The organism is Affinirhizobium lemnae, from assembly GCF_022968395.1.
Lineage (GTDB): Bacteria > Pseudomonadota > Alphaproteobacteria > Rhizobiales > Rhizobiaceae > Neorhizobium > Neorhizobium lemnae.
The window spans coordinates 45,119-60,768 of sequence record NZ_JALJQZ010000025.1 but is presented as its reverse complement, the minus strand read 5'-3'; the positions used below and the strand labels follow the sequence as shown (position 1 = coordinate 60,768).

Annotated in this window: 11 protein-coding genes; 8 read left to right on the top strand and 3 right to left on the bottom strand. The window is 57.8% G+C overall.

Annotation, left to right across the window (positions count from 1 at the left end):
* Positions 1-223: 223 nt before the first annotated feature.
* Both MUU53_RS15480 and MUU53_RS15475 read left to right on the top strand, forming a co-directional pair.
* Positions 224-1,597, top strand: coding sequence for a M20 family metallopeptidase (locus MUU53_RS15480; RefSeq protein ID WP_247261699.1), 1,374 nt, complete (start codon positions 224-226; stop codon positions 1,595-1,597).
* 149 nt (positions 1,598-1,746) lie between these two features.
* Positions 1,747-2,871, top strand: coding sequence for a fumarylacetoacetate hydrolase family protein (locus MUU53_RS15475; RefSeq protein ID WP_247261701.1), 1,125 nt, complete (start codon positions 1,747-1,749; stop codon positions 2,869-2,871).
* Positions 2,872-2,912: 41 nt separating this feature from the next.
* Here MUU53_RS15475 and MUU53_RS15470 read toward each other — a convergent pair whose 3' ends face one another.
* Positions 2,913-3,836, bottom strand: coding sequence for a DMT family transporter (locus MUU53_RS15470; protein WP_377307238.1), 924 nt, complete (start codon positions 3,834-3,836; stop codon positions 2,913-2,915).
* Between the two features lie 190 nt (positions 3,837-4,026).
* Here MUU53_RS15470 and MUU53_RS15465 point away from each other — a divergent pair, with 190 nt between their 5' ends.
* Positions 4,027-4,200 (top strand): DUF1328 domain-containing protein, encoded by a 174-nt coding sequence (locus tag MUU53_RS15465; protein WP_082547198.1) that lies wholly within the window; start codon positions 4,027-4,029, stop codon positions 4,198-4,200.
* Positions 4,201-4,428: 228 nt separating this feature from the next.
* Here MUU53_RS15465 and MUU53_RS15460 read toward each other — a convergent pair whose 3' ends face one another.
* Positions 4,429-4,890 (bottom strand): Lrp/AsnC family transcriptional regulator, encoded by a 462-nt coding sequence (locus tag MUU53_RS15460; protein ID WP_062555442.1) that lies wholly within the window; start codon positions 4,888-4,890, stop codon positions 4,429-4,431.
* 130 nt (positions 4,891-5,020) lie between these two features.
* Here MUU53_RS15460 and putA point away from each other — a divergent pair, with 130 nt between their 5' ends.
* Both putA and MUU53_RS15450 read left to right on the top strand, forming a co-directional pair.
* Complete coding sequence (gene putA / locus MUU53_RS15455) at positions 5,021-8,725, top strand: trifunctional transcriptional regulator/proline dehydrogenase/L-glutamate gamma-semialdehyde dehydrogenase (RefSeq protein ID WP_247261698.1); 3,705 nt, start codon at positions 5,021-5,023, stop codon at positions 8,723-8,725.
* A gap of 70 nt (positions 8,726-8,795) precedes the next feature.
* A complete protein-coding gene (locus tag MUU53_RS15450) occupies positions 8,796-9,401 on the top strand; it encodes a DUF922 domain-containing Zn-dependent protease (protein WP_247261697.1) in 606 nt (201 codons plus the stop codon).
* An 89-nt stretch (positions 9,402-9,490) separates the two neighbouring features.
* Here the strand turns inward: MUU53_RS15450 and MUU53_RS15445 are convergent, their stop codons facing one another.
* Positions 9,491-10,819: a dicarboxylate/amino acid:cation symporter gene (locus tag MUU53_RS15445; RefSeq protein ID WP_247261696.1), complete on the bottom strand. Its 1,329-nt coding sequence runs from the start codon at positions 10,817-10,819 to the stop codon at positions 9,491-9,493.
* A 215-nt stretch (positions 10,820-11,034) separates the two neighbouring features.
* Between MUU53_RS15445 and MUU53_RS15440 the strand changes: the two genes are divergently transcribed.
* From MUU53_RS15440 to MUU53_RS15430, 3 genes are all read left to right on the top strand, one after another.
* Positions 11,035-12,891, top strand: coding sequence for a sensor histidine kinase (locus tag MUU53_RS15440; protein WP_247261695.1), 1,857 nt, complete (start codon positions 11,035-11,037; stop codon positions 12,889-12,891).
* Positions 12,888-14,249 (top strand): sigma-54-dependent transcriptional regulator, encoded by a 1,362-nt coding sequence (locus MUU53_RS15435; RefSeq protein WP_247261694.1) that lies wholly within the window; start codon positions 12,888-12,890, stop codon positions 14,247-14,249. Before MUU53_RS15440 ends, MUU53_RS15435 begins: the two co-directional genes overlap by 4 nt.
* Positions 14,250-14,340: 91 nt before the next feature.
* Entirely contained in the window at positions 14,341-15,642 is a 1,302-nt protein-coding gene (locus MUU53_RS15430; RefSeq protein WP_247261693.1) for a UDP-glucose dehydrogenase family protein, read from the top strand.
* Positions 15,643-15,650 lie beyond the last annotated feature (8 nt).

Genomic DNA, 15,650 nt, shown 5'->3' with positions numbered 1-15,650 from the left:
CCAACTTCATGGGATTCGTCAAACTCGCAGCCATCGCCATCTGGCTCAAATAGCTAAATCGTCACTACCGCCTAGCTTTTTTGCGAAGCATCATCCTTTCAATTCTCTGCGGTGCCGTCTGGCGGAGCCGCATCTCCCTCATTGGCAGTCAGAGCGAGGTGAGTCGCTTGGCTGTGTCGCTCCTAGGCTGGTAGTCTGACGCACCACATGGGAGTTGAAGGATATGAATGATCAGCAGCTTGTCGATACGGCGCATTCCATTGCGGAAGGCCACGCATTTTTCGATACTCTGTCCCGGCTGATCGCACGTCGATCCGTCAGTCAATCGGAAGGACAGGTTGAGAATCTCTATGCCTATCTCCAACAGGACATGTTGCCCTTCCTCGAGCCGATGGGTTTCGATTGCCGGATCCTGGACAATCCGACCGGGAGCGGCGGCCCCTTCCTGATCGCCGAGCGTATCGAAGATGAAAAGCGGCCCACAATTCTCATCTATGGCCACGGCGACGTCTGCAATGGCGAGGCAGCGCGGTGGCGTTCCGGTCTGGCCCCTTTCGTTCTCTCCCGAGAAGGAGATCGACTGTACGGACGCGGAACAGCGGACAACAAGATCCAGCATCTCATCAATATCCTCGCGCTTCGCCATATCATTGAGCACCGCGGTTCTCTCGGGTTCAATGTTCGGCTTCTGATCGAGATGGGTGAAGAGATCGGGTCGAAGGGCCTGCACCAGTTATGCGAAACCCACAGGCAGGAGCTGGCTGCCGATGTTCTGGTCGCGTCCGATGGGCCGCGCCTCCAGGCCGATATCCCCACGATATTTATGGGATCGCGCGGTGGTGTGTCCTTCGAATTGCGGGTCGATATGCGCGAAGGCGAGTTTCATTCGGGCAATTTCGGTGGCCTTCTCGCCGATCCGGTCACGCTGCTTGCCCATGCCATCGCCACCATAGTCGACGCTCGCGGTCAAATCCTCATCTCCGAATGGCGACCTGACAGTCTGACGGACGATATCCGCGCGGCGCTCCGAGGGCTACCTGATCGACGCCATGATGCAGATTGGGGCGAGGAGAGCCTGACGCCCGCCGAACGAGTCTTCGGCTGGAATTCCTTTGCGGTCCTCGCCATCTCTGCCGGCAACATTGCAGCGCCCCAGAACGCAATCTGTGGCACTGCGCGCGCAGCCTGCCAGCTGAGATTTGTCGTCGGCACCAACATGGATGAGCTTCTTCCCTCGCTTCGCAGGCATCTCGATGCGCACGGCTTCCCAATGGTGGAGGTCCATGAGGTCGGCCATGCGCCTTTCAAGGCCACGCGCTTTCCGCCGGATCATCCCTGGGTGCGGTTCGTGGAGCGGTCCATCATGCACTCAACCGGCAAATCGGTCCATGTTTTGCCCAATCTTGCCGGATCGCTTCCGAACGATGTTTTCACGGACATTCTTGGCCTTCCGACAATCTGGATCCCGCATTCGCACGCAGAGTGTGGTCAGCACGGCCCCAATGAACATGCATTGGTGTCCATAGCGGGAGAAGGTCTGCGAATCATGACTGCGCTGTTCCTGGACATCGGAAAGACAACGGAATTGCCCAGCTGATGATTGCTCGGAGAACCGGCTGGACAGAGCATGGTCTGAAAATTAGACATGCCTGATGATTGCGTGCTGCCATGAATAACCAGGCGCTACGCTGAATTGGGACTCCAAGGGAGGAAAAACTGGTGACCCGCATTGCATTGACGAGCGAAATGATCCTGCCGCATGAGCCGGAGGCGCTTCTTGTCGGACGCGTCTGGTCAAAAGCACAGGACGGTCCATGCCTGGTTCTGGTCCGGAATGCGCATGTCCTGGATATCACACCACTGGGCCCGACCATGTCTGCCCTTCTTGAGCGGCAGGATCTCGTCGCCACATTGCAATCAGGGAGCTTCCAGGACCTCGGCTCTCTGGACAGCTTCCTGGATGGATCAGCCGGGCAACTCCTCGCGCCGGTTGATCTTCAGGCGGTCAAGGCCGCAGGCGTAACCTTTGCCGACAGTATGTTGGAACGGGTTATCGAAGAGCAGGCGAGGGGAGATGCATCGCGTGCTCTGGAAATTCGTCAACGTTTGGCGCCGGTGATAGGTGACAATCTGAAGGGCGTTGCTGCAGGCTCGGAAAAGGCCGCGCAGGTCAAGGCGCTCTTGCAGGAAATGAATCTCTGGTCGCAGTATCTGGAAGTCGGCATTGGCCCGGACGCGGAAATTTTCACGAAGTCTCAGCCGATGTCCTCCGTCGGTTGTGGCGCCGAGGTCGGTATTCATCCGATCTCCGAGTGGAACAATCCGGAACCGGAGGTCGTGCTATCCGTGCGCTCCGACGGAACAATCATCGGCGCAACACTGGGCAATGATGTGAACCTTCGGGATGTTGAAGGACGCTCAGCGCTTCTACTGGGCAAGGCAAAGGACAACAATGCCTCCTGCTCCATCGGACCCTTCATCCGTCTCTTCGATGACCGTTTCACGCTGGAGGAGCTCGGTCAGGTAAAAGTTTCGCTTCTGGTGGAGGGGGAAGATGGCTTCCAGATGACAGGCGAGAGTGCCATGTCTGCCATCAGCCGCAGTCCTGCAAATCTTGCCGGGCAACTGTTGAACCGCAACCACCAGTACCCCGATGGCGCGGTGCTCTTCCTGGGTACGATGTTCGCGCCCGTAAAGGACCGGCGCGGCAAGGGACAGGGCTTCACGCATGAGGTCGGTGATCGGGTGGAGATCGCAACGGCGCGGCTCGGTCGACTGGTAAACTGGGTCAACCGCTCGGATGCTTGCCCGCCCTGGACCTTTGGCTCTACGGCCCTGTTCCAGAATCTCGCACGCCGAGCTCTCATCTAAGATGTAAGATGTGATATAGCCGGAATAGGGCACGCCTTGTCCTATTCCGGAATGCTCGGCAGCACCTTGTCGCGCTTCTTCAGTTGCTGCTCGCGGAAGAAGATGAACAAGCCTGAGCCCACAATCAGGGCTGCACCAAGGATCATGGGCAGTCGAGGCACTTCTCCGAAGAAAGCCCAGCCGAAGATCACCGCCCAGAGCAGAAGTGTATACTGAAGCGGCGCGACCGTCGCGGCATCGGATATCTTCAGGGCGCGATTGACGAGAATATGCGCGCACATGGCGACGATACCCAGCAGTCCCAAAAGCAGGCCTTCCGTTGTCGATTTCAAAGGAGCCCAGTCGAACGGCGCAATGAACAGACCTGCGATCCCGGATGCAGCCAGTTGAAAGAACACCAGGGTCGTATCGGGCGTGTTACGCAGGCTGCGGCCGGAAATCAGCATGAAGGCGAAGGCGGCAGTACCGACGATCGAAATCAGCGCCGGCATGGTGAACATCGCACTCGACGGTTCGAGCGTCACGATTACGCCAACGAAGCCGATGGCAATGGCAAGCCATCGGCGCCATCCAACCTTCTCTCCCAGAATGAACGGTGATGCGGCGGCCACATAGATCGGTGCTGCCAGCCAGTAGGTCATTACATCCGCGAGCGGCATGTACATGACCGCATAGTAGAAGCAGAAGATCTCGATTGTCGAGAAAAAGACGCGTGCCGCTTGCAGCCACGGCCGTTCCGTCTGCAATATCGCCTGCTTGCCCCCGAGCCACAGAAACGGTGCCAGGATAATGAGCGCAGCAACGCTTCTCAGGAGAATGACCTGACCGAGACCATAGCTGGCGACGAGCCATTTCCCCATGGCGTCGTTCAACGCGAACAAAACCATGCCGAGCAGCATGATCGCAGGTCCTGCGGTTGTAATCGATTTCAATCCCTGCTGTAGGGTTTGGCTGGTCTGCATCATCCATCTCCGCAGGAATCATGGACACAAGGTGTCGTTTGTGTCTTTCGCCTGTGGCTTAACTATCTTCCGACAGAGAGGAAAACCAGATCCATGCCCGGAGTTTGCGATGTATGACGAGAACAAACCCGGCAATGGAACCAGATGCTTCACATTCCGTTGATGGACACAATCCATCGAAGGAACCTATTCCATGCTGAAGTGGGCACTTATCTTTCTCGTCATCTCGCTGATTTCCGGATTTCTGGGCTTTTCAGGCGTATCGGCCGCGACGGCCACGATTGCCCGCGTCCTCTTCTTCATCGCGATCGTGATCTTCCTGATCTTTCTGGTTCTCGCCTTCATGGCAGGCAGTGCGGTCCTGTAGGACCTTTGGATCCCTTAAAGTCGGTGGCCGGACGATCGGCCACCATGAAGCCTTGCTCTTGGGCAAAAAAAAGCCCCACCGAAGCAGGGCAATATGGGGGAAAACTTGCGTCATCTGACGTGAGCATGATCATGAAGCCAGAAATCCGCCCAATTGACGAGGGCACTTTGCTGGAATTTGGTACGATCATTGACTAAAATGGCAGCATTGTTGCCCAATTTTTGTATTTTATCGTTCTTTGACTGATTGCATTGCGACAGATGTTGATGTGCTGGCGACATAAGGCAGGCTTGAGATCTTTTCTCCCAGCACTTCGCGATACCGGCGGATGCTCTGCGTTCTGATCTTGATGAGATAATCGAAACGGCCGGCGATCATATGGCACTCTTCCACTTCCTTGATTCTTGAAATGGCCTGATTGAATTCGGTGAGTGCTTTCTCTCGCGTGTCGGAAAGCTTTACTTCCGCGAAGGCGACGTGATCCAGTCCCAGTTTCGGCAGATTGATCACCGCACGAAATCCCAGAATATAGCCTTCATCGACAAGCCGCTTCAGGCGAGCGTTGCATGGAGTCTTCGATAGACCGATCTTCTCTGCGAGTTCCGTCACCGAGATCCGGCCATCTGCGGCCACAACATCCAGTATCTTCAGATCGAATGCGTCGAGTTCGCTTGTTTTGCGGATTTCCATGGTGAATTTGCCTGCTTTTACGTCCATATCAGGTGATAATACCTGAAAACAATGCGCAGAATAGTCTCTCGCGTTGCGGTTTGCCGTAGTATCATTTTCCCACTGTTTCCCTTGATACGAGGCTTGAGCCATGACTGTGCAAACTCCGCTGTCGGTCGCAGACCCTTATGCTCTCAAACCTGCTTTCAGTGATTTTGCTCCGTCGATCCGGCCGCCATCGCAACTGCGGCAGGCGATCACCAATGCCTATCGTCGTGCGGAAATTGATTGCGTCCTGCCACTTCTCGATGAGGCCAGTCTGGAACCGCAGCAGAAGCAGGCAGTGCGCGAAACTGCAAGAACGCTGGTGACTGCTCTTCGAGGAAAGCATCGTGGCTCTGGCGTTGAGGGGCTCGTTCACGAATATTCGCTGTCCAGCCAGGAAGGAGTGGCGCTCATGTGCCTCGCAGAGGCGCTGCTGCGCATCCCCGACATGGCGACACGCGATGCGCTGATCCGCGACAAGATCTCCCATGGTGACTGGAAATCCCATGTCGGCGGCGGGAGGTCGCTCTTCGTCAATGCGGCAAGCTGGGGACTTGTCGTGACCGGCAAGCTGACCGCGACCGTGAATGATCGAAGCCTGACGGCAGCGTTAACCCGTTTGATCGCCCGATGCGGCGAGCCGGTCATCCGTCGCGGCGTCGATATGGCCATGCGCATGATGGGCGAACAGTTCGTCACCGGCGAGACGATCGATGAAGCTCTGAGCCGTGCTCGCGAGATGGAGCAGAAAGGCTTTGGCTATTCCTACGACATGCTGGGAGAAGCAGCTACAACGAAGGCCGATGCCGAGCGATACTTCCGTGATTATGAGAACGCCATTCACGCCATTGGAAGGCAAGCAAATGGGCGCGGAGTGTATGCCGGTCCGGGCATCTCCATCAAACTGTCGGCCCTGCATCCACGCTATTCCCGCTCCCAGGCGGCGCGCGTTATGGCGGAATTGCTGCCTCGGGTGAAGGCCCTTTGCCACTTGGCGAAAGGCTATGACATCGGCCTCAATATCGATGCGGAAGAGGCCGACCGACTTGAGCTTTCGCTCGATCTTCTGGAAGAGATCTGCTTCGATCCTGAACTCGCAGGATGGAACGGTATCGGTTTCGTCGTGCAGGCCTATGGCAAGCGCTGCCCCTTCGTGCTCGATTTCATCATCGATCTTGCCAGCCGGTCCGGCCATCGCATCATGGTGCGACTGGTCAAGGGCGCCTACTGGGACGCAGAAATCAAGCGTGCGCAACTGGATGGTCTAGTGGACTTCCCCGTCTTTACACGCAAGGCCCATACCGATGTTTCCTACATCGCCTGCGCTCGCAAGCTGCTGGCAGCGCGCGATCTCGTCTTCCCGCAGTTTGCCACTCATAATGCGCAGACGCTGGCCACCATCTATCAACTGGCAGGGCCGGAATTTTCCATCGGCAGCTATGAATTCCAGTGCCTGCACGGCATGGGCGAGCCTCTTTATGAAGAGGTTGTTGATCCGGCAAAGCTGGCACGGCCATGCCGCATCTATGCGCCTGTTGGCACGCATGAAACCCTGTTGGCCTATCTCGTGCGCCGTCTTCTGGAAAACGGTGCCAACTCATCCTTTGTCAATCGTATCGGTGACGAAACGGTCAGCATTGATGACCTGATTGCCGATCCGGTCGAGGTCACGCGCGCTCAGGCCAGACCGGGCTCGAAGCATGACAAGATCGCCTTGCCGCGCGAACTTTTCGGTAAGAGCCGGTTGAATTCCGCTGGCCTTGATCTTTCCAACGAACAGACGCTTCAAAGCCTTTCCACTACGTTCAAGGCCGCTTCAGCCTCGCCCGTACAGGCAAAGCCGCTCCTTGGTTTTGAGCCAGATCTCGGTGAGGAGCAGCCTGTTTCGAACCCTGCCGACCATCGCGACCGGGTTGGAAGCGTCATCCCCGTCACGACGCAGGACGTTGTGAAAGCCGCAGCAGCGGCAGCTGAGGCTCTTGCCCCTTGGCAGGCCGTGACAGCCGCCGAGCGAGCCGATTTGCTGGATCGATCCGCCGCTCTCCTGGAAGAGCGCATGGATCACCTGCTGCCGCTGATCATGCGAGAGGCCGGAAAATCTCTCCCCAACGCCATTGCCGAAGTGCGTGAAGCGGTCGATTTCCTGCGTTACTATGCCGAACAGGCCCGCCGGACGCTTGGTGTTTCACATCTCCCGCTTGGTCCCATTGTCTGCATCAGCCCGTGGAACTTCCCGCTCGCCATCTTCCTCGGCCAAATCTCTGCCGCCCTGGTTGCAGGGAACACGGTTCTCGCCAAACCGGCGGAAGAAACGCCGCTGATTGCCTACGAGGCGATTCGCGTCCTGCACGAAGCAGGTATTCCAAGGAGCGTCATCCAGCTTCTTCCCGGTGATGGCCGCATCGGCGCGGCTCTCGTGGCGGCTCCCGAAACCGCGGGCGTCATGTTCACTGGCTCGACGGAGGTGGCGAGGCTGATCCAGAAGCAATTGGCGGGTCGTCTTTCTTCCGCAGGCAAGCCCATTCCGCTGATTGCTGAAACGGGCGGTCAGAATGCCATGATCGTCGATTCGTCTGCTCTGGCCGAACAGGTTGTCGGCGATGTCATTGCGTCTGCTTTCGATAGCGCTGGCCAACGCTGCTCAGCACTTCGCGTCTTGTGCCTGCAGGACGACGTTGCCGATCGTGTTCTGACGATGCTGAAGGGTGCGCTCGCCGAGCTATCCATTGGCAGGACCGACCGGCTATCCGTTGATATCGGCCCGGTCATTACAGAAGAGGCGCGCCAGACGATCGAAGGTCACATAGAGCGGATGCGCATTCTGGGGCGTACCATCCATCAGGCGGCAATGCCGAGGGAAACTGAACTCGGTACCTACGTTGCCCCCACGATTGTGGAACTTACTTCGATCAAGGATCTGCAGCGTGAGATTTTTGGGCCGGTTCTTCACGTCATCCGTTTCAAGCGGAACGACCTCGACCGCCTGATCGACGATATCAATGCCACGGGCTATGGCCTGACCTTCGGCTTGCACACGCGCCTGGATGAAACCATCGCCCACGTGCTCAGCCGCGTGAAGACCGGCAATCGCTATGTGAACCGCAACATCATCGGTGCCGTTGTGGGTGTGCAGCCATTTGGTGGTCGTGGCCTGTCCGGAACCGGTCCGAAGGCGGGCGGTCCTCTTTATCTCGGTCGTCTTGTCCAGACACCTCCGGTGCCGCCGCAGTTGAGCTCGGTGCATCGCGATGCGGCCCTGGGCGATTTTGCCCGTTGGCTGGAAGATCGTCAGCAGGCGCAAGCGGCCGAATTGGGGCGCACGATTGGCGGCGCTTCGGCGTTGGGGCTTGAACTGCAACTGCCAGGACCGGTTGGCGAGCAGAACCTCTACGCGCTTCACCCGCGAGGTCGTATCCTGCTGGTTCCGCAAACAGAAGCTGGTCTTTATCAGCAATTGGCCGCTGCTCTGGCCACAGGAAATATAGCCGTCGTTGACATCAGCAATTCGGTTCTTGCGGACCTTCTGCATGCGCTTCCGGCAAGCGTGGCAGCACGCTTGCAGCGTACGAAAGACTGGAAAGCTGATGCACCCTTCGCCGGTGCGCTGATCGAGGGAGAGGGTGAGTTTCTGACAGAATCGCTTCGGCGCCTGGCAGCACTTCCTGGCCCCCTGGTCCTCGCACAGGCTGCGGCATCACATGCTATGGCCAAGCCCGATGCCTATTGTCTGAACTGGCTGCTGGAGGAAGTATCTACCTCGATCAACACGGCAGCCGCTGGCGGCAATGCCAGCCTGATGACAATTGGGTGAGGCAAGGCTTGCCTTGCTGCTTCTGAGACAGCAATAGTCGCGCCGGGTTCATCTCGGCGCGAGACAGACAGTGCGACTTCAGACAGCATCGATTTTCATCGGCTTTTCCATCAGTGTTTCGACGGCACTTGCCGGCCACGCCAACGCCACCGACTGGCAGGCGGTCGAGCAGATCAAGACCTATGCCATCACAGGCAAGACGGGCATCGATCTGTATCGATCAATAGGCGAAAAAGGCCCGCAGGCCGGTGTGCAGGCCATCGCTCATACCAGTTTCAAGCTGACCTGGACGCGCAAATACGAGGTGCAGGGGACCGCTTGCGCCATCACGGTCGCGAAGCCGAAGCTGATCATCACCTACACAATGCCGAAACCCGCCAATCCGCTGCCGCCCGATGTGGCGCAGAACTGGGCCCGTTTCATCGCAGGCGTTGAGAAGCACGAGCGTGTCCATGGCGGCTTTACCAAGGAACTCGTGCAGCAGATACAGGATTTCAGCCTTGGTTTGCGAGTCGAGAATGATCCTGATTGCAAGCGTATTCGCGACGTTCTGACCAAACGCCTCGGCGAACTTTCCAAGGCTGAGCGTGCCAAGAATGCCGAGTTTGATCGGATCGAGTTGAGTGACGGTGGCGCTGTCCATCAGTTGATACTGGCTTTTGTGAACGGTCCGTGATGCGATAGGGGCATGAAAAAGCCCGCCGGGATGAAACAGCGGGCTCGTCATCAGGGCTCGTTCAGACGTGCCCTATTCCTTGGGAGGAATTATTCCGCAGCCTGCAAGGTGCCACTGGCGACCGGCTCCGAGACATGTCCGGCCAGTGCTTCCTGAAGCTTCGTCTGGTCAAGTTCATTTTCCCAGCGTGCCACCACGATGGTTGCCACCGCATTGCCGACAAAGTTCGTCAGGGCACGGCACTCGGACATGAAGCGGTCGATGCCGAGTATCAGCGCCATACCGGCCACGGGAACCGAAGGAACCACCGAAAGCGTGGCCGCCAGCGTGATGAAGCCTGCGCCCGTGATACCGGCCGCACCCTTCGAACTCAGCATAGCGACCAGCAGCAGCAGGATCTGATCCGCGAATGACAGCTGGATATCGGTCGCCTGGGCGATGAAGAGTGCCGCCAGCGTCATGTAGATATTGGTGCCGTCGAGGTTGAACGAGTAACCTGTGGGAATGACGAGGCCGACGACAGAACGCTTGCAGCCTGCGCGTTCCATCTTCTGCATGAGGCCCGGCAGTGCCGCTTCCGAGGAAGATGTTCCCAGAACCAGCAGCAGCTCTTCCTTGATGTAGCGAATGAGCGCGAAGATCGAGAAGCCGTTGTAACGGGCGACGGCGCCGAGCACCACGACCACGAACAGGAGCGAGGTCAGGTAGAATGTGCCGATCAGGAAGGCGAGGTTGGCAACGGAGCCAATGCCGTATTTGCCAATCGTGAAAGCCATGGCGCCGAAGGCACCAATGGGGGCAGCCTTCATGAGAATGGCAACCAGCTTAAAGATCGGAGCCGTGACCGCATGCAGGAAGTCAGTCACAGGCTTTGCTTTGTCACCAACCATCGCCAGCGAAATACCGAACAGCACCGAGAAGAACAGCACCTGCAGGATATCGCCCTGCGCGAATGCGCCGACGATGGTTTCCGGGATGATGTTCATCAGGAAGCCGGTGATCGTGGTCTCATGGGCTTTTGTTGCATAAGTGGCAACAGCCTTGGCATCCAGCGAGGCCGGATCGATATGCATTCCTGAGCCCGGCTGCACGACATTTGCAACCAGCATGCCAACAGCAAGCGCGAGCGTTGAGAAGGTCAGGAAGTAGATCATTGCCTTTCCGGCAACGCGGCCTACCTTCTTCAGGTCGGTCATTCCGGCAATGCCGGTGGCAACCGTGAGGAAAATAACCGGTGCGATGATCATCTTCACCAGACGGATGAAGGCATCGCCCAATGGCTTCAGGGAAGCGCCGATATCCGGATAGTAATGACCGAGAATGATACCGGCCGTAATGGCAACGAGCACCTGAACATAAAGCTGCCGATAAAGTGGCACCTTGCCGCGGGGGGCGGCAGCATCGAGATTCAATTCCATGTTGATCCTCCTTCGCGCCCCTACCCAATGGTTCTCCCGAGGCGACATTTGATGATGCCACCAGCTCTGCAACGGACGTGCCAGATCACGTGATTTCTTTATGTAACTGATTTGTAATGATTAATTATCGTGATTGGAAAAGATCGGTCCAAGGTCGTGCGATTTTCCGCATGGATTGCATTGCCTAGCAAAAGTAATTGTGCGATTTTTCGCACATGGATTCCGGTGAACTTTATTCTCCTCGGGCAAAGGTTTCGGTGCGTCAGACGCACCGTCCATGGTTCATTTTCGCCGTGGTGGCCATCCTGTTGAGTACAGTTACGCTCATGACGGTTCGCACCATCGCGGTCGATGCCACGATGCAGGACCTCGAACAGCAAAGCCGGATCGATGCAGGTCTCAAGGTCGCGTTTCTGAAAGCAGTGCTGGAGCGACCGCGGGCTCTGCCGCTGATTCTGGCCCGTGATCGGGATGTTACAGATACGCTCACCGCTCCAACGCAAGAGCATCTCGATGCCTTGAACCGTAAGCTGCAGGATCTCGTGGAGGGGACAAATGCCTCGGTGATTTATGTGATCGACCGCCGCGGCGTTGCCATTGCGTCCAGCAATTGGCGTGAACCGTCGAGCTTCGTCGGTGTCGATTACAGTTTTCGTCAGTATTTTTCCCGCGCGATGGCTGAAGGAAAGGCGGAGCATTTTGCGCTCGGCAGCATCAGCCTGCGCCCGGGTCTCTACATCTCGCAAAGAGTGGGTCCGCCGGACAACCCTATAGGGGTGGTGGTCGCAAAGGCCGAGTTCGACCAATTGGAGCGAGACTGGCGCGATGCTCAACGACCGACCTATGTCACGGACGCCCATGGCGTCGTGCTGATCACGAGCATCGAGTCCTGGCGGTTCATGGTCGAGGCGCCCTTGTCTCCGCCGGTGCAAGCCGAGATCAGGAGTAGCCTGCAATTTGGCGATGCACCGCTTCTGCCCTTGCCGATCACGCGGGAACGACAGCTTTCCGGGGATGCCGCTACAATTGATGCATTGCTTCCAGGAGCCTCACTCGCCGGGTTTGTCGAAATGAGCCTCCCAGTGCCATCCACCCCCTGGTCACTCAGGTATCTGCTACCCGTCCAGCCGCAACTCGACAATGGTGTGGGGCAGGCGCAGGTTTTATCCATGGCCATCCTGTTGCCCCTGCTTGGCCTCGCCGCTCTTGTGATCTGGCGCAGACAGGCATCTCTGCGTCATATCGCAGCCGAGCAGGCGGCTCGGATCGAGCTGGAACGTCGGGTTCTGGAGCGCACGACGGATCTGAGCCGGGCGAGAGACCGTCTGGAGGCGGAAATTGCCGATCACCGAGCCACCGAGAACCGCTTGCAGGGCGTTCAGGAGGAACTCTTCCAAGCAAACCGCTTGGCCATTCTTGGACAGGTGGCGGCCGGTGTCGCTCATGAGATCAACCAGCCTGTCGCGACAATCCGTGCCTATGCCGATAATGCCCTGACCTATCTTGACCGTCAGCGAGAGGATGCAGCGCGTGACAACCTTACGGAGATCGCCGGACTGACTGAACGGATCGGGTCTATTACCGAAGATCTGAAGGCCCTTGCACGGCGCGGTCGATCTGCAGCCGAGCCGGTGGATATGCGGGAAGCGATCGCGGGTGCGCTGGTCCTGTTGAAAAGCCGCTTCTCCGGACGTCTGGACCGGGTCGAGATCCGGGCGGAAGAACAGGATCTGTACGCGATCGGCAACCGTCTTAGGTTGGAGCAGGTGCTGATCAACCTGATCCAGAATGCGCTGGAAGCGGTCGAACCTGTCGCTGACGGGACGGTGGTCGTCTCCGCTGGCCGCGATGCCGACAGGATTCACATCAGAATTGAAGACAATGGCGGCGGCATAGCTCCAGAAATCCAGGAACAGCTGTTCTCGCCTTTTAACAGCTCGAAGGAAAAAGGGCTTGGTCTCGGTCTCGTCATCGCCAAGGACATCGTGACGGATTATGGCGGCAAGCTTTCGGTGGAGACCTCGTCGCAGGGCACAATCTTCCTCATTGATCTGAAGCGGGCTGACAGATGAACGCTACGACCTCTCTCCTTCTGGTCGATGACGACCGGGATCTGTTGAAAGCCACCGCTCAGACTCTTGATCTTGCCGGTTTCTCCGTCACAAGCCGCACCTCTGCGTTGGAAGCATTGAGCAGTCTCGATCGCGACTATGCCGGCGTCGTCGTCTCAGACATTCGAATGCCTGCTATGGATGGTCTGGAGTTTTTCGAGCGTATTCGATCCATCGACCCCGATATACCTGTCATCCTCATGACCGGGCATGGCGATATTCCCATGGCCGTGGCGGCTATTCAGGCAGGCGTTTATGATTTCATGACCAAGCCTTTTGCCGCTGATCGTCTGGTCCAATGCGTGAGGCGTGCTGCTGAAAAGCGCAAGCTTGTGCTCGAGAACCGCCGTTTGCGCGAGGCGGTGCAGGATGAAGATCAGGGTGATGTAACCCTTCTCGGTCAAACCCCCGTCATGCAGCGGCTTCGAAACACCATTCGCCAGATCGCCGACACAGATGTGGACGTTCTCCTGACGGGCGAAACCGGCACCGGGAAGGAGGTCGTGGCGAGCCTTCTGCACCGATGGAGCAGCCGCTCGAAGGGGAATTTCGTAGCCCTGAACTGCGGCGCCTTGCCGGAGCAGATTTTGGAAAGCGAATTGTTCGGGCACGAGACGGGCGCTTTCACCGGCGCACAGAAGCGACGTGTCGGGCGCATTGAGCATTCCAGCGGCGGCACTCTTTTTCTGGATGAGATCGAGAGCATGCCGCCAGCCTCCCAGATTCAGATGCTGCGGGTCCTGGAGATGCGCGAGGTTACGCCGCTCGGTACGAATGAGGTGCGGCCAGTCGATCTACGGGTCATCGCCGCCGCCAAGGTCGATCTCGGCAACCCGCAGGAACGCCGCGATTTCCGCGAAGATCTCTATTATCGATTGAACGTTGTTAGCCTGTTTATCCCTCCCTTGCGTGAGAGGCGGGACGACGTGCCACTGCTTTTCCGCTTTTTCTGCCAGCGCGCGGCCAAGCGTTTCAATCGCGAGGTTCCACCGCTGACGATCTCCCTCAACCGCCATCTGCAGGATCACACGTGGCCCGGCAATGTTCGCGAGCTGAACCATTTCGCCGAGCGGTTCGTTCTGGGTCTCGAGACGCTTACCCATGACACCGTGATGCCGGAAGCTAACGTAATGGATCGCTCCGGAACGCTGCCGGACCGCATGGCGAAAATCGAGGCGGAACTGATACGGGAGGCCCTTCAGGCGAATGAGGGGGACGTGAAGCGCACGATTGAGGCCTTGGGAATTCCGCGCAAGACATTCTACGACAAGCTTCAGCGACATGGGATTTCGCGCGCGACTTTCGTCAATGGTAGCTGAATGACATTTGAAAGTTGAGAGCATGGCCTATATGCCATGGCTATGAACCCTTCATGCTCCCGCCCGGGAGAACGTCAAGCGAGAGCTATTCATGCGTATTACGATGATCGGTGCCGGCTATGTGGGTCTGGTATCGGGTGTGTGCTTTGCCGATTTCGGTCACCATGTGACCTGCGTGGACAATGTCGAGGAAAAGGTTGCCGCCCTGAAGGCAGGTACCATTCCCATCTATGAACCGGGCCTGGACGAACTGGTAAAGTCGAATGTCAAGGCGGGTCGCCTGATGTTCACCACGGATCTGAAGGCGGCGGTGGCAGAGGCAGACGTGGTGTTCATCGCTGTCGGGACGCCCTCACGTCGTGGCGATGGCCATGCCGATCTTTCTTATGTGTACGCCGCAGCGAAGGATATCGCGCACGCCATGACCAGTTTCACGGTCGTCGTGACGAAATCGACGGTACCGGTTGGAACCGGCGACGAGGTGGAGCGGATCATCCGCTCGGAGCGCCCGGATGCTGAGTTCGCGGTAGTTTCCAATCCGGAATTCTTGCGCGAAGGTGCCGCGATTGCCGATTTCAAGCGGCCCGATCGCATCGTCATCGGCTCGGAGGATGAGCGCGCAAGCGAAGTGATGCGAGAAGTCTATCGTCCGCTCTACCTCAACTCCGCGCCCTTGTTCTTCTGCGATCGCCGGACCTCCGAGCTGATAAAATATGCCGGCAATGCATTTCTTGCCATGAAGATCACCTTCATAAACGAGATGGCGGATCTCTGCGAAAAAGTGGGCGCCGATGTCCAGAAGGTGGCCAAAGGCATTGGTATGGACAAGCGCATCGGCGACAAGTTCCTGCATGCAGGGCCTGGCTACGGGGGCTCCTGTTTTCCGAAGGACACGATGGCTTTGGTGAAGACGGCGCAGGACAATGACAGTCCGGTCCGCCTGATCGAAACGACAGTCGCGGTCAACGATACCCGCAAGCGTGCCATGGCTCGAAAGGTTATCGCAGCATGCGGGGGCTCCGTGCGCGACAAGAAGATTGCTGTATTGGGACTGACCTTCAAGCCGAATACGGACGACATGCGGGACGCGCCTTCGCTTTCGATCATCCAGGCACTTCAGGACAACGGGGCACTCGTACATGCCTATGATCCCGAAGGCATGGAGGCCGCACGAGGTATGCTGCCAGAGGTCGACCTAGGCGACAGCCCTTACGACATTGCGAATGGCGCGGACGCCCTGGTCCTTGTTACCGAGTGGGATGAATTCCGGGCTCTGGACCTGCAGCGGCTGAAGCCGATCATGAACGCACCGGTGCTGGTCGACCTGCGCAATGTCTATCCGGCCGATGAAGTTCACCGTTACGGCTTCGAATATCACGGCGTCGGGCGATAACGAGCGCC